The organism is Streptomyces sp. ML-6 (genome assembly GCF_030116705.1).
Taxonomy (GTDB): Bacteria; Actinomycetota; Actinomycetes; order Streptomycetales; family Streptomycetaceae; genus Streptomyces.
In genome coordinates this window covers 3,432,815-3,451,729 of record NZ_JAOTIK010000001.1, presented here as the reverse complement: position 1 = coordinate 3,451,729, position 18,915 = coordinate 3,432,815, and the positions used below count along the sequence as shown (strand labels likewise).

The window sequence follows — 18,915 nt, the reverse complement described above, 5'->3', positions numbered from 1 at the left end:
ACCAAGTCACTGGTGCTCCTGCGGGTGGGGCACCCGGGGCGAGAGGCTGTCGGCCGGTCTCGCCCCGGGGCGTGCTGGGGTTACTGCGGGGAGGTGAGGGGGCGTCCGCAGACGCACACGAGGCGGCCATCGGCCACGGCGGGGTGACGCCACCGGTGGAACGGGCACGGCTCGAACAGGGCGGGGCCGGGCGGGTGCTGGACGATCGCGACTCGTCCCGCGTACGGGCCGCCCATGGCCCGGATCGGGTGCGAGTCCGAGCAGGCGAGACACCGGCCGGTGGTCCCGCCGGGCAGCGGCTCGTACAGTCCCCGCCGGGAACCGGGGCACCACCGGGGCGGGGTGAGCGACCGCGGCCCGAACACCAGCCGTCGGCCAGCCGGGCCGTTCTCCTCCTGCCCGGCCCCGACCGCCCGCCCATCGCACGTCGCGCAGACCGGCAATCCGTCCGTCACGGTCTCGGTGGTGAGCAGCGGCCGGGCCCGGTGGAGTCCGCCGACCTGCGGCCCGCACCACACCGAGTACACAGTGCGGTCGTCGGCCGTGCGGACGCCGGACCGGGGCCGGTGCCACCGGGACATCCCGCCGGTGCGCACGAACCGCGGCGCGGTGTCGAGCGGTTCGGCGTCGGTGCGGCCGATGCCGTACGTGATCGGCGGCAGCAGCGTCACAGGCACGGTGCCCCCTTGTGGGCGTGCCGCTCGATCTCCTCGCCCGTGATGGCTTCGACGAGAGCGCACACCAGCACTTCGGCCGCGTTCGGAGTGACGGCGTTGCCGTACTGGCGGACCCGCTGCCGCTTGTTGCCCAGCACCACGTAGTCGTCGGCGAAACTCATGGCCCGGCCGATTTCCCCGGGCTCCAGCATCCGGAACAGCACGTCGTCGATGTCGACGCTGCCACGGACCAGGGCGTACCGGTCCCGTGTCGTGAGCGCGCCGATGGGGTCGCTTACCTGCCGGGCGGTGCCGTTGCCGTAGTAGGGGACGAGCATGTGCTCGGACGCACCCCGGGGGAGACACAGGCCGTGGTGGTTGCCGGACGCAGTGACCGTAGCCAGGGACTCGGACACCGCACGGGCCGTCGAGTTCCCGCCGCGCAGCTCCGCGATAAACGGGAGCCAGGCGAGACCGGTCTCGTTCCGGGTTGTCATGGTGCGCAGCGGGCCTAGCGCCGATGCGGCGTCCTTCCCGTCCCGCCCTTCGACCGGCACCATCAGCGGCGGCACCATCAGCGCGTCGTTCTCACGGGTCGTGCGCGCGGGCATCGGGTCGGCCACGGACACAGCGTCGTTCCGCCACGTCCCGCCGGACGGGACCAGCATGGGCACCGGCTGGGAGAACCGGGCCAGGCCGGCTTCGATCCGGGCCAGGGTCTTGGCCGCGAGCGGCCGGGCCCGGTCGCCGATCCGTCGCCCCGGAATGCTCCAGTCGATCGCCACCGCGGCGGGCAGAGCCTCGGGCTCGACGACCTGCATGCCGCAGCTGCCGTTCGGGCACCGGTAGACGTATTGCTGCCGGTATCGGCCCATGTCTCGGCCGGGCTTGAACGACTGCACGGCACGGACCTGCACCCCGCACGTGGGGCACCAGGCCCGGGGCCGCAGCCACTTGTCCCAGTCCGGGCGGCGGCCGAGGCTCTTGTGCCAGTAGCCGACGTACAGCCGGTCGCGGGACTGCGGAGCGCCGTGCACGCTGCGCGGGTCGGCGTGCATCGAGTTGAGCGCGATCAAGCGGGTCTCGTACCCCAGTTTGTGAATCTCGCCGATCCACCGATCCCACTCGGCCCACGCCCGGACGTCGGTGACGTTCTCGACGATTCCGGCCTTGACGAGTCCGCCGCGCTCGATCACCCCGCGCAGGTAGAGCGGCACTTCCTCCATCAGCGCGCGGGACTCTTCCTCGGCGGACTCCTGCGGGTCGGCCAGGTCGGCATCCGCGTACTGCTCGGCCTCCAGCTCGGCGTACAGGTCGAGCAGATCACCCTGCACCGCGTGCTCGAAACTGCGCTTGCGGCCCTTGGCGATGGACCAGTTGGTGCACTCCGGCGACGCCCAGAACAGGTCAGTGACCGGCCAGCTCCAGACGGGCGCCTTCCGAATGTCGCCGCGGTAGTGCGAAGCGCCGGGGAAGTTCGCTTCGTGGCTGTCCAGCGCCAAGTCCCAGTGGTTCGCGGCCCGCTCGACCCGCACACCGGGCACCGCGTGCATCCCCTGCGACGACCCGCCCGCACCCGCGAACCAGTCCATGACCGTGATGGCGTCGTTGTCGTGGCGGTAGGCCATGGTCAGTTCTCCGTTCGGGTGTAGAAGGGGCGCGTGAGGGCCGGCTGGTGCTCCTCGCACCGCGGCCCGCAGATGTACGGCCGGGTCGGGAGCGCACCGCACTGCGGGTTGCCGTGCTGGCACGGGCGCGGCGGCCGGTCGGTAGCGGTCATGTCATGCACCACCCGGAGTCACACAGGCCGTCGGCCTCGTCGAACATCGGGAGCAGGTCCACGCCGTCCGGGATCGCCTCACGGAGCGGGCGGCCGAACCGGGTCAGGTAGACGTGGTCCTTGCCGAGTTCGTCGCGCCGCTCGTTGAGGAGTTCTTCGAGCTGGCACGACTTCTCGAACAGGTCCGGCTCGTTGCGGCGCATGTCGTGCCACGTCTCGGGCCGGTGGAACGGGCAGAAGTAACAGCTGCTCTTCGGCGGGACGGGAAGGCCGGCCTCGCTGATGATCCGCACGCAGTCGGTTCGACGGAGCCCGAGGTCAAGCAGCGGGTACGTGATCAGCTCGTGAGGCTCGGTGCGCCGGTTGTTCGCCCGGTGAATCTCGTCCACGCTGATTCCGATCCCGATCGTCGCCGGGGCCGCCGCAGTCGCGCCGCGCCGCTTCAGCTCCTTCGCGGTCACCTTGATCTTGAAATCGGCGGTGCATCTGCGGGTGCCAGGCGCTCCGTTGGACATGCGGACCGGGATCGGGAGGGACCGCGACCCTTCACGGGTGAGGCGGCCGAGCAGCGTTTCCGTAGTGCCGTCCCGCTTCACGCGGTCCAGCACGACCAGCTCAATGCCGTGCTCGGCGGCGTACGGCCGGGCGTACTCCTCGACATACCGGAGCGTCCCGGGGTTCTCCGAGTCGTCTCCGACGTTCGCCATGAGGAAGAGAGGGAAGTCGATACGGCGCTGTGCGGCCAGCACGAGTAGCGCAGTGGACTGCACCCCTCCGCCATAGCTGATGGATCGGATGGGCTCGGGCATGGGGAGTTGCCCGGCAACCGGATCAGCCGGCGGGGTGTCCAGGTGGCGGCGGGCCCGGTCGAGCCGGGCGGCGGCGGTCACCGGCAGCCGTTCAGGTCGGCGAGCAGTTCGGCCGTGCGAGCGCGGCCGGGCCGGTCATCGACGCACCGGGGGGCAACGCACCCGGGCACGTCGCACTCCGCCTTGACGTAGCCGACCGGTGCGCGGCCGGTGCGCAGCTGGAAGGCCACGGCGCGGGCGGACAGCTGGCGGGCGCGGTAGCTGATCGTGGGGACGCCTGCGTTGTTCAGGTTCCCGGTCCATTCCATGTGGCCGTTGGCGAGCGGGCGGACGTTGGCCTGCCAGACCTCTTCCAGGGTGGCCGTGGTGCGGTGCGCGGGGGGCAGCGGGGTGGCCGGGGCGATGCCGAGCATGCGCCGGTACCGGGCCGGGGTGCTCTTGTCGAGCCTCAGCTCGGTGGCGATGGCGCGGTTGGTGGCGCCGCTCTCCAGCAGGGCGATCATGCGGTTACGGGTGGCAGGGGTGAGCACGGTCATCGCAGCGACTCCGCTCGGGCCTCAACCTCGGCGGCGGCCTCCGCGTCGTTCAGGTCCTCGGCGGTGAGACCGGCCCCAGCCCGCTCCAGCTCCCACAACAGGTCGGACATGTCGTAGTCGTAGCCGTCGTTGGCCGCGCAGATGACGGAGGAGAGGGTGCGACGGGTGGTGTCGAGCAGCTGCTCGACGGCGACCAGCCGGGCGGCCAGGGCGAGCATGTCGGCGGCGAGGAGACGGCCGACGGCGGCGCCGCTGTACCCGGAACGGTGAACACCTGCGGCAGCAGCCACGGCGTCGGCAACGGCCAGCATGGCGGCCGGGGTGGTGGTGCCGAGAAGTTCGGCGAGTACGGCCCGCTCGTCGGCGGTCATCAGGGTGATGCTCATGGGGTGGTGGTCCTTCCCGGGGCCCGCCCGCGCGGAGCGGGCCCCACGGGGCTACTCGGCGGCGGGGCGGTTTGGGGCGAGGGCGGGCAGCACGCGGGTGGCGAGGTCGGTCGTCCGCCACGCGTCCGCGATCAGCTCGGCGCCCGTGCGCGGCGACGTCTTCGACTTCCGCCGGTACGTGATCCGGGTGGACGCGGCCCCGGCCGGGGTGATGGAGACGCCAGGCACGTCGTGAATCTCGCCGGTGGCCGGGTCGGTGTACTGCGCGCGGCCGGCCGCGGTCATCGCCGCGAGCAGCAGCGCCGCGAACGACGGCCTGACCTCCGCGACGACCTGCATGGGGATGGTCCGCACGACGTGCTCGGCGGGGTAGGTGTCCCGGACCCACGTCCTGAACGCCTCGGTGTCGACGACCTGCGCGACGGTCTCGCCCGGGGCCCGGGTGATACTGCCGACCTTCGTGCCGTCCGGCAGCAGCGCATCCACCTGCGTGGCACCGGTCGCCTGGTACTGCTCGCCGAGCAGCTGCTCGGCGGTGTCCCGCGCATCGGCGTACGCCCGCTTGACCTCGGTGAGCAGCGCACCGAGCACAGCTTGCTTCGTGACGGCCTCGCGCACCGTGGCGGCGGCCGGGGCCGTGGGCTGCTCGGTCATCGGGCACCCCCGGCGGCCTCGATCTGCTGCCGGAACCGGTCGAGCACGGCGACCGGGGCCTGCCCGATCGGCATGCCGTGTACGCGCTCGAACTCGGCGTCGAGCGCTCCCAGCCCGGCCGCCGCCGCGGCGCGGCGCAACCGCTGCTCGGCGGCGTTGTCAGGGGCAGGGGAAGCCGTGGCACGATCCGTCGCAGCGACGGCCGTCGTGCCAGATGCGGCCGTGCTCGGCGTAGGGACCGGGGCGGCAGGCTCGGGCGCAGTCTCCGGCTTCACCGGTTCGTCCTGCGCGGCAGCCGTCTCCGGGTCCTTCGCCGGGGTGTGCACGGCCGACCACATGATGACCGCACGGCGCGAACCGTCGTTGTAGAGGGACAACCCGAACTGGTCGCCGAGGTTGGTCGCGCACCGCTTGAGAGCCTGCGACAGGGCGGTCTTCATCGCCATGTCGTGTGCGTCGCCGAGCCGCGGCTGATTCTGCGCGGCCCCGGCCGCAGCGTCGTCCCACGACGACAGGTGACGGCCGTCAGGGGTGCAGATGGTGAGTCGGACCTGTGCGCGGTAGACGACGGTCCACCGTCCCGGCTTGATCTCGGTCTGTGCGACGCAGGCGAGTTCAAGCGTTTCGTCGCTCCACCCACCGAACCCGAACACGCGGTTCAGCCAACGGCGGATGTCCCACGCCTCCACGTGCGACTGTCCGTTGAGGGTCTGGACGCGGGTGGGGTTGATCTGGGCGAGCAGGGTTTTCACCTGCGCGGGGGTGAGGTCGGCGGGCCCGGAACGGGCGGCGGGGAGGGCGGTCACGAGTGAGGGCCTTTCGGGGTGGTGTGGCGGATGTGCCCGGCAAGGCGGGTGATCCGGCCGGCGAGAGTGATTGCGACGTCCGGCGTCAGGCGCGGGTCGAGCACGCACTCGGCGGGCAACTCGTCCAGCAGCAGTTCGCGGGTGGCGTCGGCCCCGGCCGCGCGCATTGCCCGCTCGTAGTCGGGCATCGAGTCGTCGGCAACGGCGTGGTCCAGGCGGCGCACCGACTCGGCGTGCACCCGCAGCAGCGTGCTGATCGTCGTCGGGTCCGCGACGTACGCGGTCGCCAACTCGTCGAGCAGCGGCGCGAGCAGGGCGTCACGAACCGGGAGACGTACGGCGTCCCCAGCGGCGGTGAGGGTCGGGCGGATCACCGGGCCACCTCCGCGGTGTCGATGCCGAGCGCGGCCGGGACGTTCGGCGCGTCCGGGGTGAGGCGGCCGTCCCGGACGCTGTAGCGCTGCGGGGCGGACCAGTCGGCGCGGGGGTACATGTGGCGCAGCAGTCGGGCGGCGGCGCCGTGCGCCTCGCGGTCGGTGGCCAGGGGCAGGGCGAGTGCGTCGAGCAGCTGCACGTGTGTGCGCGGGGTGTCGTCCACGGTGACCGGCGTGATGCAGATGTCGGTGGTGCCGGGGGCGATCAGCTCGAGCTGCCGGGCGATGACGGCGGTGCGGGCGATGTGCTGCCGTGCGCTGCGGGCGCCGTAGATGGCGAGGCCGGCGCGAAATCGGCGGCGGGTAGGCTGCGGGGTGTTCACGATTCGTGTCTCCTACGGGTCGTGGTGGGCCGTCCGGGTCGCGACCGGGCGGCCCTTTGGTTTTCAGGCGGCAGTGCGGCGGTCGGCCGGGCTCCTGCGGGCGGCCCGGTCCTCGGTGATGCGTTGCTCCAGGTCGGCGAGCGAGGGACCACCGGGCTGGTGGCAGGCGCGGGCGGCGTCGGCGACGGTCATCCGGTCCATGGCGTCAAGGCCGTGACGCCAGATGCGTGCCGCGTCTCGTATCGCCTGGCGGCGGCGCAGCGCGGTCATTCCGCGGCCGGGTACAGCGATGCTGCGGTGACGCCGTAGGTGCGCTCGATGTTGGCGAGCGCGGGGCCGTTGGGCTCGCCCTGGCCGCCGGTCCACCGGCGGACCGTGGAGTAGGGCGCCCGCAGCCGCGCGGCGATCTGGGTGACCTGGTTGTCGCCGCAGGCGGCGGCGGCGGTCCGGAGCGGTCGGGGGTCAAAGGCCACAGCACACCTCGATTGTTCATGCGTGATCGGCGATCGATCACGCATGAAACATAGCATGTATCGATCGTGCGTGGAATATTCGTGAGGGAAGCGTGGAGCTCGACTTGAGTCTGCCGTGATGGGATAGTGACTGTGAGCGAGCAAAAAGCGTCGTACGCATAGTTAGTCGCTCGTGTGTGCGATACCGTGGCTGCTCGCCCAAGGGGAACCGGCGTGGGGGGCTACGCATGTGTAAGAAGTGTGCGCAGGGATCGAGGAATCGCTCATGCGCGATACATTGGTGCCATGACCACGGCTCGCACCCCCGAACCCCCACTCGACGCTGGTGTCGACGAGTGGCTGCGCTGGGCACTTCCCCGCCACGGATACGACCCAGACGAGAGAGGCACCCCCGCCAGACTCGCTGAGGCCGCCGACCTCCCCCCGGCCACTGTCTCGCGACTCCTCCGCGGCAAGGGGCGCCCTGACGCGCGCACCTTGCTGGCGGTGGCAAAGACGCTCGGTGAACCGGTTCTCCCCCTGCTCGTACGGGCCGGCTTCCTGCCCCCCGAGGAGCTTTCAGGCGAATTCCGCCCCCGCACCATCACCAAGGACGAAGCACTCGAAGCCCTCGGGGCCACCGATGCGGCCGACCAAAACGCGGTGCTGAGTCTGCTCAGCGCCCTCCACGCCAAGGGGGGCACCACCTAGAAAGGCTTGCTCGTGTCTGCTCGCACCACCTACCTGACCGCCTCATACTCGGCCGGACTCCTCGTTGTCGGCCTCACCATCCTGCTCACCAGCATCGCCACAGTCGAAATGGTGGGCCCATGCGTGGTAACCGGGGCCGTAGTCACCACCGCCGGCTCCGCCGCATCGGCAGTCACCGGCACCCGAGCAGCACGTGAATACGCCGCCGAGCAGGTAGCGCAGGCCGACAGCGCCGCTCTCGCCCGCGCCGTCATCCAGCACGACGCCAAACTTGCAGCCGCGCCGCCCGAACGCTCCGTCGTGGCATTCCAGCGACGCACTACCCGGGAGACCCCGTGATCCCACGACACGACCGCCCCCGCCCGAAGGGCTCACGCAGCACCATGCGTGAGCCCTTCGTGGCATATATCCGTGTCAGCACCTACTACGAGGAGAAGATCAGCGACGAAATCCAGCGCACCGCAATTACGGCGTGGGCCGAGCGCAACAACAAGGAAATCGTGCACTGGATCGAAGACCTCGACGTGTCGGGCCGCCTGCTCAAGCGGCGCATCGCCGAAGGAATTCGGTGGGTCGAAGAACGGCAGGCCCGCGGTATCGCCGTCTGGCGATACAGCCGGTTCGGTCGGTCCCGCCGCGGCAACGCCCTCAACCTGGCCCGGTTGGAAGCTGCGGGCGGCACTCTCGAATCGGCGACCGAGGCGGCCGATACCCGGACCCCCTTCGGCCGTTTCCAGCAGGGAATCAGCCTGAAATTCGCTGAGTACGAATCCGACCTCATCGGCCAGTCATGGGCGGAGACCCGTGGCCACCGCCGCGCCGCCGGCCTCCCTGCCACGGGCGGGAAGCGGTGGGGGTACGTCTGGCACCGCCGCCGCATCGACGAGACGACAGGCACGATCAGCCGCGAGTGGTACGAGCCAGACGACACCGGGCGGATTGTCACCGACCTGTACGAGCGCGTGGCCGACGGGGCGTCCATGGGGTCGGTGACGCAGTGGCTCGGCTCCCGCGGGTACATGGGCACCAAGGGCAAACCGTGGCTTCAGTCGGGGCTCACCCGCTACATGGACAGCGGCTTCGCAGCCGGCTGGATTCGGTACCACCCCGATGACTGCGACTGCCCTCCCAAGGACCCCGACAGCACTGCATCACGCGGCGAGAAGTGCCCCGCCCGAATTTGGGTGCCAGGAGACCACGAGCCCATTGTTCCCGAGGACGTGTGGGAGGCGTACAAGGAAAAGCGGGAAAGGGCGCGCAACACCCCCAGCGGCAACCGGCAACCGGCCTACAGCACATCCGGCCTCATGCGTTGCATACGCTGCGGCGGCACCGCATCAGCCGCCGGCGGTGCCACCTACGGCGCCGGGAAAGTATTGATCAGGAAGCCGGGATACATGTTCCGGTGCTCGGCCATGAAGGACAACGGCACCTGCGACGGGGCGTACATCCTGCGCAGCGTTGCCGAGGACGCCGTAAAAAAGCGACTGCGCCAATGGGCCAACGAGATTGAGACCGAGGCGGCGAAGATTCCGCAGCAGCTCGGCGAGGAGGTCGCCAGTCCCCATGAGCGGCTGAATGCCGCCCGCCAGCGCCTGAATGGCCGACTCGGGGAAATTCAGGAGGAAATCGACCGGCAGACCAGCTTGGTCAGCCGCAACATCATTCCCGAGGACTCATACATTCGCGAGCGCGACCGACTCGTGAAGGAGCAGGAGGGCGTAACGGCTGAGCTGGCCGAATTGGATCAGAGCGCGGATCAGGATGAGGTCAATCCGGCCGACTACCTGCCCGTTGTTCGCGGCCTTATCGACCGGTGGGAGATTACTCCGGTCGAGACGCGTCGGTCGATGCTGCGGACCGTGCTCCGTGGGGTGTGGATCTACCCGAAGTCGACCGCGCCGAGCGGGGCGAAGATTCCCGCATACGCGGTCCCGGTAGCCGTCTGGGAAGGTGATCCGCAGCTACTCGGCCGCCGCGCCAATGCATAACCGCAGGTCACAACCATGTTGGTAACGAGCGTCCTTCCCTTTCCTCCTTGAGCAGGTTGGCCAGGCTTTCGTTGCTCACGACATCTCCCATTCCCAGGGTGTCCGTTGTGTCCCGGGCATAGCTCATCAGGCCGGGGGCCGGGTGACAAGTGTCTGCCGGGAATTGGTTTAGACCTGTGTCTCGTGTATGGGGACCGTCCCGCATCCGCGTGCGGTGCGAGCCGTGCCGCGCATGACCGCGCAATGCGGAGCGGAGCCGGGCATTGCGGTGTCATGCGGGGCAGAACGACGCGGAGCCGCGCGGAGGCGGGACCACAAGGTCTCACGGACCGGGGACGAAACCGGTTCAGGCCTTGGTGTGTTCCGGCGCGCCCGGACCGGTATCGGAAGGACCACCCGGAACGGTGGGTGATGCGCCGGTGGGTGACATGGCGGCGGGCGAGGCGGTGATGGGTGGGATGGTGAGGGGCGGGAGGGTGAGGGGTGCGGTGGAGCACACAGGTCTGCGGGAGTCGGTGGCCTCGGGGCCCACGGGGTCGAAGACCTCGTCCAGGGCCAGCCCGCTGCTCGCCTCCTCGGTCAGCAGATACGCCTGCGCCTCGCCCACATGGAAGTACATCCCGTGCAACTGGAGCGTCCCCTCGGCGAGCCGCCGAGCCACCGCTTCGTGGGACCGCAAATGGTCCAGCTGCTGGACCACATTGGTGAGGCACAGCTGTTCGAGCGCATCGGCCGGAAGCCGTCCGGAGATCCGGGCCCAGGCGTGATTCCGGGACGTCATTCTGTTGAGGCTCGGCAGCCCGTGTCTCAGCCACCGCCACAGCGCGGTGGGGGGAGCGTCCTGGTCCGGTTCGCCGCCGAGGAGGGCCTGCATCGCGCCGCAGCCGGAGTGCCCGCAGACGGTGATGGACTCGACCTTCAGCACGTCCACCGCGTACTCGATCGCGGCGCCCACCGAATCGTCCCCCGACTCGGTGTCCGGCAGGGGCACCAGATTGCCGATGTTCCGCACGGTGAACAGGTCCCCCGGGCCGCTCGCCGTGATCATGCTGGTGACCAGCCGGGAATCGGCGCAGGTGATGAAGAGCTGGGACGGGCGCTGTCCCTCGAGGGCCAGCCGGGCCAGCTCACCGCGCACCAACGGGGCGGTGTTGCGCTGGAACGAACTCAGACCGCTGACCAGCCGGTCGCCCCCCGTCCTGCGTGGCGTGCCGCCTGCTGGGACGCCACCGGTGGGGATGCCGCCGATCGGGACGCTGCCGATGGGGGCTCCGTAGGCCTGGACACCACCGGACGAGGCGTTTCCGGTCGAGGCTCCACGGGGCGATGTGCTGTCGGTCGGGGTGCCAGCGGACGATGCGCCATCGGTCGGGGCGTTGGGTGCGGTGATGCGTGGGGTGCTTGGGGCGGCCACCGGGGCGGCGGACGGAACGATGGGTGAGCCGGTGGACGAGCCGGGAGAAAGACCGGCTGTTCGGCTGCTGATGCCGGGCGGGGCGTGGCCCGCCGGGGCGTCGGCTGTGACGGGACCGGCGGGTTCGACGGGGCCTGTGGGAGCAGTGGGTTCGACGGGGCCCGGGGCGTTGTCGAGCGCATTGCCGGGGGAGGCGCTCCAGCCCGTGCCGGCATCGTGGGCAGGGGCCGTGCCGATGCCGATGCCGATGTCGAGGACGGAGACGGGACCCGAGCCGGAGAGGGCCTCGGCGAAAGGAGCCTTGGCGAAGGAGGCTTTGGCGAAGGGTGCACCGGTGTCATGGCGGAGCGCGGGCACGCGGGTGGGCTCGTCGTGGCAGTGATGGTTGCGCCACGGCGTCCACGGGCGGCAGCAGGAGTGCGCCGCCGAGGCCGGCTCGGCGATCCGGCCGCCGGACCTCCCGGTGAACACAACCCTGCCGCCATGGGCGGTCTGGGCGTTGCTCCAGTCCTGGATCGCCTCGTACGCCGCATGGTCCATGAAGAAGCCGTCCAGCTCGACGACGGCGTCACCGCCCTGGGGCAGCTGGCCGAGCGTCCGGCTGAGCCGGGGCACCGCGAGGAACGTCAACTGCCCCCGCACGACGACCAGATGCTGCCCGCCTTGTTCGGTCACCGTGATCCGGGTCCGGCCCAACCGGTGCAGTGCCATGGCCACGGCCGCAGCGATGCCGATCGCCACCCCCTTGAGCACCCCGAAGAGCAGGACACCGGTGATCGTCGCCCCGTACACCAGGAACTCGCGGTGCTTGTGGACATTGCGGATGTGGGCGAAATTCACCATCTGGATGCCGACCATCATCACCAGTGCGGCGAGCGCCGCCAGCGGGATCCACTCCAGCACGGTGACGAGCAGCACGGTGGCGAGCAGCATCCAGACCCCGTGCAGCACGGTGGAGGCACGTCCCGTGGCCCCGGCACGCACATTCGCCGAGCTGCGCACCGCGCCACCGGACACCGCCAGCCCGCCCACCAGCCCGGACAGGGCGTTGGCGATGCCCTGGGCCCGTAGTTCGCGGTCGAGGTCGGAACGCTTGAGGGGCGGAACGGGAAGGCCGGTCGAGCCGGGCGACGGACCCCTGCCCGACGCCGGAGCCACAGGTGCAGTGGGCGTGGGCGCCGTCGGTGAGCTGGTATCGGGCCGGGCGGCCGTTCGCTCGGCGGCGCGGCCGGCCGACAGCTTGTCCACGGCGACCGCGGCGAGCAACGACTCCAGGCTGGCCACCAGCATCACCGTGAACACCGCAGTGGCCAGGGCCAGTACGGGCCCGTGCGGCATCTCCGGGAAGGCGTGCGACCGCCAGGAGGGCAGGTCGACGCGGGCGATGCCGGGTGCGGCGACCGCGGCCACCGCCGTGGCGGTCACCACGGCGGCGAGGGCGGCCGGGATTCTCCGTACCGCTCGGCCGCCCCGTCCCGGAAGTCTTGGCCACAGGACCAGAACGGCGATGGTCAGGACGCCGATCAATGGAGCGGCGGGGGAGAACCGGCTCAACTGGTCCGGCAGGGAAAGCACATTGGCCACTGCTGAGCTCTGTGGCGAGCCGCCGAGCACGATGTGCAACTGGGCGAGCGCGATGGCCACGCCGATTCCGGCGAGGGTCCCGTGCACGATGGCGGGGCTGACGGCGAGGGCGCTGCGTGCTGCCCGGATCGAACCCAGCAGGATCTGCAGCAGTCCGGCACCGATGGTGATCGCGCAGGTGGTGCGCCAGCCGTAGAGGTGGATCAACTCGGCTGTCACCACGGTCAGTCCGGCGGACGGGCCGCTGACCTGGAGAGGGGTGCCGCCGAGCAGCCCGGCGACGATACCGCCGATGGCGGCGGAGATGAGCCCGGCCTGGAGCGGGGCGTCCATGGCGACGGCGAGGCCGAGCGACATGGGGACGGCAAGCAGGAAGACAGTGATCGAGGCGGACAGATCGGAGCCCGCGATGTGGAACCGCCTTTTGGCAGGCGGTCGCGGCGGGCTGTGCGGTCGCTTGACTCCCGAGGCGCGCGGTGGGCGCGAGCTGCGGGACGTGCGGTTATGACGAATGGGGGCGCAAGCGGACATGTTCCCGTCTCCTCCGGGCAGCGCGGTCGCGGAATGTGGGACGCGGCCGTGGGTCACGGCGTGCAGCGGCGGGATTTCTCAACTCTCGGTAAACAGATCGTAATGGAGAGTAAAGATTCATGTCCACGGTTGGGATCAAATAGACGATTTATAAACCCAATCGGGTGAATAAGTAGCTTTTCATATGGCCTGTCGTGCTGATTCTGGTGGGCCCCATGCGACCTTGGCCGCGCCGCGTGGGCACTTTCAGCGCAAATCACTTGCAAGGAAGAGGGTGGGCGGATGATGGCCGCCACGAAGAAGGCCGCCACGAGGGGAGCCGTCCGGGGAAGGGTCGCCAGGAGGGGAACCGTCACGAGGAAGGCCGCCACGGCGAGGACCGCCCGGCGGGTCGCCCTGGGTGTCACGGTCGTTGCGCTGACCGCAGGAATGGCGGGTTGTTCCTCCGGTCCGGACGTCGGCGCCGCCGGTCCGGAAGCCGCGAAGCGCGCCCCGGGGGCGGAGAAGGCTGCCGGGGCGAAGAAGAAGGCCCCCGAGGCTGCGCCCAAGAGCGTGTTCCGGCTCATCGGCGACGGGTCCACCGCCTTCACCGGCAGCCAGCCGAAGCAGCCCGTGCCCGAACGCCTGGCGCCTGGTCAGAAGCCCCCGCAATTCGTGGTGTTCTCCTGGGACGGTGCGGGCGAGGACAGCCAGAAGCTGTTCTCGCACTTCCGTGAGGTGGGCAAGAAGTACCACGCGAACATGACGTACTTCCTCAGCGGCGTGTACCTGCTGCCGGAGGACAAGCGGGAGCTCTACGACCCGCCGAAGCACAACGCCGGCAGCTCCGACATCGGCTTCAACGACCTCGAGGGCATCCGGAACACCCTCACTCAGGTGCGTGGTGCCTGGGAGGACGGCGACGAGATCGGCACCCACTTCAACGGCCACTTCTGCGGCCCGGAGGGCGGGGTCGGCACCTGGTCCGTGGAGCAGTGGAAGAGCGAGATCAACCAGGCCAAGTCCTTCGTGAAGAGCTGGAAGAGCAACACGCCCGGCCTCAAGGAGGAGAAGCCGCTCCCCTTCGACTACGACGAGGAACTCATCGGCGGCCGCACCCCCTGCCTGGAGGGGCGGAAGAACATGGTGGCCGCGGCGCGGACGATGGGATTCCGCTACGACTCCAGCGGGGTCAACAACCAGGTCTGGCCGAAGAAGAAGGACGGGATCTGGGACCTGTCGATGCAGCTCGTCCCCGTGCCGGGCCGCGGGTTCGAGACCCTCTCGATGGACTACAACTTCATGTTCAACCAATCCGGTACGACGCAGGGCGACCCGGACCGGCACGAGTACTGGGGCAACCAGATGCGCGATGGCCTGCTCCAGGCCTTCGACCGCTCCTACGACGGCAACCGCGCCCCGTTGATCATCGGCAACCACTTCGAGTCGTGGAACGGCGGCACCTACATGCGCGCCATCGAGGAGACCATCGCGGCCGTCTGCACCAAGGAAGAGGTGCGCTGCGTGTCCTTCCGGCAACTGGCCGACTGGCTGGACGCGCAGGATCCGGCGACGCTGGAGAAGCTCGGCACGCTGGGTGTCGGCCAGGCGCCCGAGCGGGGCTGGGCCGCTTTCCTCGGCGGAACGTCGGCCTCCAGGACCGGCGGCGCGGCAGGCGCGGCAGGTGCGGCAGGTGCGGTCCGTACGGAAGCCCGCCCGGACGAGAGCTGAGCGAACCCGCCGACGGGCCGACCGAACCACCCGGACTTCGACACGCCCGGCGCTCCGTACGCCGGGCGGGTCCGGGTGACGGAGTCGCGCGTCGGGCGCCGGCCGGGATGGAACACCGATCCCGGCCGGCGCCCGAGCGGACACCCGGAGGCGTCACGGCTCACGGCAGGCCCTCGGCGGGGGAGCCGGCGGGACCGAACGGGAACCGGCGGGGCGCGGCCGGCCCGGAGGACCGGCCGAACGGGAACCGCCGGTTCAGGCGGCCGGGAACCGCCGGTTCAGGTCCCGGGAACCACTGGCTCAGGCGGGCTGGACGGCGCCGTCCTGCGCGTACCGCTCGTCGAGAACGAAGGCGGGGTCGACCTGGGCGGCCAGATCGGCCCCCGTCTTCTCGTTGCCCCAGCTCTCCGCGTTCTTCAGGTGGAAGTGCACCATCTGCCGTGTGTAACGCTCCCAGTCCCGCTGCCCGTACGAGTCCTCCGCCGCGTTCTGCAGGGCCTGCAGCGCCATCCGGTTGTCGGCCTCCAGCAGTTCGAAGCGGGAGGGGCGCCCCTTCTCCATCGCCCGCACCCAGTCGGAGTGCCCGACGCTGACCAGCAGGTCGTCGCCCACCTCGGCGCGCAGGAAGTCCAGGTCGTCCTGGCCCTGCACCTTGTTGCCGATCACCTTCAACGCGACGCCGAAGTCCCGCGCGTACTCCTTGTACTGGCGATAGACGGAGACCCCCTTGCGGGTCGGTTCGGCGACCAGGAACGTCATGTCGAAGCGGGTGAACATCCCCGAGGCGAAAGAGTCCGAACCCGCCGTCATGTCGACGACGACGTACTCGTCGGGGCCGTCCACAAGGTGGTTGAGGCAGAGCTCGACCGCGCCGACCTTGGAGTGGTAGCAGGCGACCCCCAGATCCGACTCGGTGAACGGCCCGGTGGCCATCAACCGGATCTCCCCGTCGTCGAGCCGCACCGTACGGGCGCACGCGTCGTAGATCGGGTTGTCCTCGCCGATCCGCAACAGCCGCGATCCCTCACCCGGCGGAGTCGTTTTGATCATCGTCTCGGCGGAGGCGATACGGGGGTTGCTGCCGCGCAGGTACTCCTTGATCAAGGGCAGGTGGGCGCCCATGGCGGGCAGCGCCGCGGCCTCCTGGTCGTCCAGGCCGAGCGCGGCCCCGAGGTGCTGGTTGATGTCGGCGTCCACCGCGACGACGTGGGCTTCATTGGCGGCGAGGTGGCGGATGAAGAGCGAGGACAACGTGGTCTTGCCGCTGCCGCCCTTCCCTACGAAAGCGATCTTCATGTTCACCTAGGGTAGCGGTGCAATTGCTTTCCGCTGTCGCACTTCGTGAAGAAGGCCACTCCCGGTCGGTATCGGCGCAGGGGGCGCGTAGCCTCGCTGCTTATGAGTACGACTGCCTCTGATCCGCTCGCCGCCCTGGGCTCCTTGCCGGGGGTCGCCGATGCGGTGGACTCCGTACGCAAGGCCGTCGACCGGGTCTACGGTCACCGGGTCATGCGGCGCCGCAGCAACGAGGTCACCGCCGAAGCGGCCCTGCGCGGCGCTCGCGGCTCGGCGGCGCTGTCGGGTGCCGACTGGAGCCTGGAAGAGGTGCGTCGACGTACCGACTTCAGCGGTGACGACGAGGCGCGGGTGATCGGCGCGGCCCTGAGGCTGACCGCCGAAGCGGGTCAACTCCTTTCCATCTGGCGGCAGTCACCGCTGCGGGTGCTGGCCCGGCTGCACCTGGTCGCCGCCGGCGGGGCGGAGCCCGAGGACTCCATCGGCCGGCCGAGACTGGCGGGCGAGCCCGTGGCCGAACCGTTGGTCGAAGCGCCGCTGCCGGACGCCGACGAGGTGGCCGGACGGCTGGAGGGGCTCTCCGGGCTGATCCTCTCCGGCACTTCGGCGCCCGCGCTGGTGACGGCGGCGGTCGTGCACGGCGAACTGCTGGCCCTGCGTCCCTTCGGCTCGCACAACGGCCTCGTCGCGCGGACCGCCGAACGGATCGTGCTGATCGGGAGCGGGCTCGACCCCAAGTCGATCTGCCCGGCCGAGGTGGGTCATGCCGAACAGGGGCGGGCGGCGTACCTCGCGGCATTCGAGGGCTATCTGTCGGGTACGCCGGACGGGATGGCGGCCTGGATCACCCACTGCGGGCGCTCCGTGGAACTGGGCGTCCGGGAGTCGACGGCGGTGTGCGAGGCGCTGCAGCGGGGCGCGGCATGAAGCAGGGCGTGGCATGAAGTAGGACGCGGTATGAGGCAGGGTGCTCGGAGTGGCGTGAGCCGTGCGCCCGGGAAGCCCGGTTTCGCGCATCTCGAAGCCGGGAGCTCGTGAAGCCATGGGGTCAGGGGCTCATGGGTTCACGAGGGCGCCGGGTGTGAGGGGGAGTGCCGCGAAATGGATGACCCGTCGGTGTGGTCCCGGGACGGGACTTCGTCGAGCGAGGTTCGATGGCACGGCGCCACCGGCGTAAAAAGCGTCGAAGCGACTTCGCGGCGGTGACTTCCGGGAGCGGCTTCGTCGCATCGACTTCACGGTCCCGGAAAAGGGTTGCGGCGGTACCGTCCTCGGTACCGCCGCTGGCATGTCTGCCCAGTTACCATGCGTCCTCGATATGTGCCCATCAGGGCGGGTTCTTTGCCCGGTCCCTGGTGCGGCTGGCCCGTAATCGACGGGTCGACGTCGCGTGGGTGCTCGGCTTTCATGCTTCGGTCCGTGGGGCCTTCTCTGCGTTACTGGTAATCCTCTCGGATGTCCTTGGTCTCGCGGGCCGTTGAGTCCTTTGTACTCCAGAGGTGGTGCGAACGGTAGTGCTGGCCACACTTCTTTACTTTTAGGTTCAATTACGGGCGAGTCGGATAATTCGCGCGGGTGGTCCGGAATGCGGATTCCCGGCGCGCCCGACCGGCGGGCCGGCCCCCGCGACCGGCCCTGCGGGGTGCCCGGCCGCGGGAGTCGATGGCGGGAGCCGGGGGTGTGTGCGTCGGGTTTGTTGTGCCGGGGATCGTCAGGCCGAGGTCGGGGCGCCTCGGCGGCGGGAGGTGTACCAGACCAGCCCCGCCGTGACGGCGGCCGCGCCCACTGCCGCGGCGACCAGTGCCGGACGTGGCGGCATGGAGAACGCGGGCAGGCGTTGCTTGAGGCGGACCGGTCGGTTGAAGACGAGAATCGGCCACTCGCGAAGGGTCGCTTCGCGCCGTAGCGCGCGGTCCGGATTGACTGCGTGCGGATGGCCGACCGACTCCAGCATCGGCACGTCGGTGGCGGAGTCGCTGTAGGCGTAGCAGCGCGAGAGGTCGTACCCCTCCGACACCGCGAGGCTCCTGATCGCCTCGGCCTTGGTCGGGCCGTACGCGTAGTACTCCACCTCGCCGGTGAAGCAGCCGTCGTCGCCGACCACCATTCGGGTGGCGACGACCCGGTCGGCACCGAGCATCTCGCCGATGGGTTCGACGACCTCGGCGCCCGAGGTCGAGACGATCACCACGTCGCGCCCGGCGGTGTGATGCTCCTCGATGAGCGTCGCCGCTTCGTCGTAGATGATGGGGTCGATCAGATCGTGCAGGGTCTCGGCGACGATTTCTCTCACCTGCTGGACGTTCCAGCCCTTGCAGAGTGCGGAGAGATATTCTCGCATCCGTTCCATCTGATCGTGATCTGCGCCCCCGGCAAGGAACACGAACTGTGCGTACGCAGTGCGCAGTACGGCACGGCGGTTGATCAGTCCGCCTTGGTAGAAGGACTTGCTGAAGGCCAGTGTCGAAGACTTCGCAATGACCGTCTTGTCCAGGTCAAAGAAGGCTGCTGTGCGCGGCAAGAAGCGGTTTTCCACAAGGCAGAGCATAGGGGCCGACCATTCGGCGTAAACTCCGGCGCGTGGGTTTGCCTGAGAGGGCTCTCGGGTACACCATGGAAGTCACGGATCGTTCGCGACCGTGCTAACCCGGTCCGGCTCCTCCCCCCCCCGAGTCGGCCGTGGGGACGACCCCCGCTCTCCCCCCCGGCGGGGGTCGTCGCATGTCCGGGCGCGTTTCTTCCGTTCGGAATCAAGCATTCCGCCTCCATTTCGGTCGTGACGGCCCATCTCTTGCTCCGTCTCCATCACTCTGATTCGTCACGTTGCGTAGCGGAAGGGGTG

At 69.8% G+C, this 18,915-nt stretch carries 19 protein-coding genes; 5 read left to right on the top strand and 14 right to left on the bottom strand.

Annotation, left to right across the window (positions count from 1 at the left end; translation table 11 throughout):
- Positions 1-80: 80 nt before the first annotated feature.
- The 11 genes from OCT49_RS14980 to OCT49_RS14930 form a co-directional block, all read right to left on the bottom strand.
- On the bottom strand, positions 81-677 hold the full coding sequence (locus OCT49_RS14980) for a hypothetical protein (RefSeq protein WP_283852377.1): 597 nt from the start codon (positions 675-677) through the stop codon (positions 81-83).
- Positions 668-2,284, bottom strand: a complete 1,617-nt coding sequence (locus tag OCT49_RS14975) for a DNA cytosine methyltransferase (RefSeq protein ID WP_283852376.1) — start codon at positions 2,282-2,284, stop codon at positions 668-670. The genes OCT49_RS14980 and OCT49_RS14975 overlap by 10 nt, the downstream gene beginning before the upstream one ends.
- 148 nt (positions 2,285-2,432) lie before the next feature.
- Positions 2,433-3,206 carry a phosphoadenosine phosphosulfate reductase gene (locus OCT49_RS14970; RefSeq protein WP_283852375.1) on the bottom strand — a complete coding sequence of 258 codons (774 nt, stop codon included), beginning with the start codon at positions 3,204-3,206 and terminating at the stop codon, positions 2,433-2,435.
- 116 nt (positions 3,207-3,322) lie between these two features.
- Complete coding sequence (locus tag OCT49_RS14965) at positions 3,323-3,781, bottom strand: hypothetical protein (protein WP_283852374.1); 459 nt, start codon at positions 3,779-3,781, stop codon at positions 3,323-3,325.
- Positions 3,778-4,167 (bottom strand): hypothetical protein, encoded by a 390-nt coding sequence (locus OCT49_RS14960; RefSeq protein WP_283852373.1) that lies wholly within the window; start codon positions 4,165-4,167, stop codon positions 3,778-3,780. The genes OCT49_RS14965 and OCT49_RS14960 overlap by 4 nt, the downstream gene beginning before the upstream one ends.
- Before the next feature lie 51 nt (positions 4,168-4,218).
- On the bottom strand, positions 4,219-4,821 hold the full coding sequence (locus OCT49_RS14955; RefSeq protein ID WP_283852372.1) for a hypothetical protein: 603 nt from the start codon (positions 4,819-4,821) through the stop codon (positions 4,219-4,221).
- Positions 4,818-5,627, bottom strand: coding sequence for a Rad52/Rad22 family DNA repair protein (locus OCT49_RS14950; protein WP_283852371.1), 810 nt, complete (start codon positions 5,625-5,627; stop codon positions 4,818-4,820). The genes OCT49_RS14955 and OCT49_RS14950 overlap by 4 nt, the downstream gene beginning before the upstream one ends.
- Positions 5,624-6,001, bottom strand: coding sequence for a hypothetical protein (locus OCT49_RS14945; RefSeq protein ID WP_283852370.1), 378 nt, complete (start codon positions 5,999-6,001; stop codon positions 5,624-5,626). The genes OCT49_RS14950 and OCT49_RS14945 overlap by 4 nt, the downstream gene beginning before the upstream one ends.
- Positions 5,998-6,384, bottom strand: coding sequence for a hypothetical protein (locus OCT49_RS14940; protein ID WP_283852369.1), 387 nt, complete (start codon positions 6,382-6,384; stop codon positions 5,998-6,000). Before OCT49_RS14940 ends, OCT49_RS14945 begins: the two co-directional genes overlap by 4 nt.
- Positions 6,385-6,447: 63 nt before the next feature.
- Positions 6,448-6,654 carry a hypothetical protein gene (locus OCT49_RS14935; RefSeq protein WP_283852368.1) on the bottom strand — a complete coding sequence of 69 codons (207 nt, stop codon included), beginning with the start codon at positions 6,652-6,654 and terminating at the stop codon, positions 6,448-6,450.
- Positions 6,651-6,857, bottom strand: coding sequence for a helix-turn-helix domain-containing protein (locus tag OCT49_RS14930; RefSeq protein ID WP_283852367.1), 207 nt, complete (start codon positions 6,855-6,857; stop codon positions 6,651-6,653). Before OCT49_RS14930 ends, OCT49_RS14935 begins: the two co-directional genes overlap by 4 nt.
- A 285-nt stretch (positions 6,858-7,142) precedes the next feature.
- Here OCT49_RS14930 and OCT49_RS14925 point away from each other — a divergent pair, with 285 nt between their 5' ends.
- The 3 genes from OCT49_RS14925 to OCT49_RS14915 are packed head-to-tail and all read left to right on the top strand — an operon-like array spanning position 7,143 to position 9,538.
- On the top strand, positions 7,143-7,547 hold the full coding sequence (locus tag OCT49_RS14925) for a helix-turn-helix domain-containing protein (protein ID WP_283852366.1): 405 nt from the start codon (positions 7,143-7,145) through the stop codon (positions 7,545-7,547).
- A 12-nt stretch (positions 7,548-7,559) separates the two neighbouring features.
- Complete coding sequence (locus tag OCT49_RS14920) at positions 7,560-7,886, top strand: hypothetical protein (protein WP_283852365.1); 327 nt, start codon at positions 7,560-7,562, stop codon at positions 7,884-7,886.
- Between the two features lie 44 nt (positions 7,887-7,930).
- Positions 7,931-9,538: a recombinase family protein gene (locus OCT49_RS14915; protein ID WP_283852364.1), complete on the top strand. Its 1,608-nt coding sequence runs from the start codon at positions 7,931-7,933 to the stop codon at positions 9,536-9,538.
- 346 nt (positions 9,539-9,884) lie between these two features.
- Here the strand turns inward: OCT49_RS14915 and OCT49_RS14910 are convergent, their stop codons facing one another.
- Positions 9,885-13,067, bottom strand: coding sequence for a SulP family inorganic anion transporter (locus OCT49_RS14910; protein WP_283852363.1), 3,183 nt, complete (start codon positions 13,065-13,067; stop codon positions 9,885-9,887).
- A 429-nt stretch (positions 13,068-13,496) separates the two neighbouring features.
- Here OCT49_RS14910 and OCT49_RS14905 point away from each other — a divergent pair, with 429 nt between their 5' ends.
- Positions 13,497-14,777 (top strand): polysaccharide deacetylase family protein, encoded by a 1,281-nt coding sequence (locus OCT49_RS14905; protein ID WP_283855806.1) that lies wholly within the window; start codon positions 13,497-13,499, stop codon positions 14,775-14,777.
- 300 nt (positions 14,778-15,077) lie between these two features.
- Here the strand turns inward: OCT49_RS14905 and OCT49_RS14900 are convergent, their stop codons facing one another.
- Positions 15,078-16,073 (bottom strand): ATP-binding protein, encoded by a 996-nt coding sequence (locus OCT49_RS14900; protein WP_283852362.1) that lies wholly within the window; start codon positions 16,071-16,073, stop codon positions 15,078-15,080.
- Between the two features lie 102 nt (positions 16,074-16,175).
- Here OCT49_RS14900 and OCT49_RS14895 point away from each other — a divergent pair, with 102 nt between their 5' ends.
- Positions 16,176-17,000: a Fic family protein gene (locus tag OCT49_RS14895; RefSeq protein ID WP_283852361.1), complete on the top strand. Its 825-nt coding sequence runs from the start codon at positions 16,176-16,178 to the stop codon at positions 16,998-17,000.
- A gap of 784 nt (positions 17,001-17,784) precedes the next feature.
- Here the strand turns inward: OCT49_RS14895 and OCT49_RS14890 are convergent.
- Positions 17,785-18,621, bottom strand: a complete 837-nt coding sequence (locus OCT49_RS14890) for an HAD family hydrolase (RefSeq protein WP_283852360.1) — start codon at positions 18,619-18,621, stop codon at positions 17,785-17,787.
- Between the last annotated feature and the right edge of the window lie 294 nt (positions 18,622-18,915).

Bases quoted from the DNA above. Each gene is read 5' to 3' on its own strand.
- OCT49_RS14975 (WP_283852376.1), bottom strand. From the start codon at position 2,284: ATGGCCTACCGCCACGACAACGACGCCATCACGGTCATGGACTGGTTC.
- OCT49_RS14965 (WP_283852374.1), bottom strand. From the start codon at position 3,781: ATGACCGTGCTCACCCCTGCCACCCGTAACCGCATGATCGCCCTGCTG.
- OCT49_RS14960 (WP_283852373.1), bottom strand. From the start codon at position 4,167: ATGAGCATCACCCTGATGACCGCCGACGAGCGGGCCGTACTCGCCGAA.
- OCT49_RS14955 (WP_283852372.1), bottom strand. From the start codon at position 4,821: ATGACCGAGCAGCCCACGGCCCCGGCCGCCGCCACGGTGCGCGAGGCC.
- OCT49_RS14935 (WP_283852368.1), bottom strand. From the start codon at position 6,654: ATGACCGCGCTGCGCCGCCGCCAGGCGATACGAGACGCGGCACGCATC.
- OCT49_RS14925 (WP_283852366.1), top strand. From the start codon at position 7,143: ATGACCACGGCTCGCACCCCCGAACCCCCACTCGACGCTGGTGTCGAC.
- OCT49_RS14915 (WP_283852364.1), top strand. From the start codon at position 7,931: ATGCGTGAGCCCTTCGTGGCATATATCCGTGTCAGCACCTACTACGAG.
- OCT49_RS14910 (WP_283852363.1), bottom strand. From the start codon at position 13,067: ATGTCCGCTTGCGCCCCCATTCGTCATAACCGCACGTCCCGCAGCTCG.
- OCT49_RS14905 (WP_283855806.1), top strand. From the start codon at position 13,497: ATGGCGGGTTGTTCCTCCGGTCCGGACGTCGGCGCCGCCGGTCCGGAA.
- OCT49_RS14900 (WP_283852362.1), bottom strand. From the start codon at position 16,073: ATGAAGATCGCTTTCGTAGGGAAGGGCGGCAGCGGCAAGACCACGTTG.
- OCT49_RS14895 (WP_283852361.1), top strand. From the start codon at position 16,176: ATGAGTACGACTGCCTCTGATCCGCTCGCCGCCCTGGGCTCCTTGCCG.
- OCT49_RS14890 (WP_283852360.1), bottom strand. From the start codon at position 18,621: ATGCTCTGCCTTGTGGAAAACCGCTTCTTGCCGCGCACAGCAGCCTTC.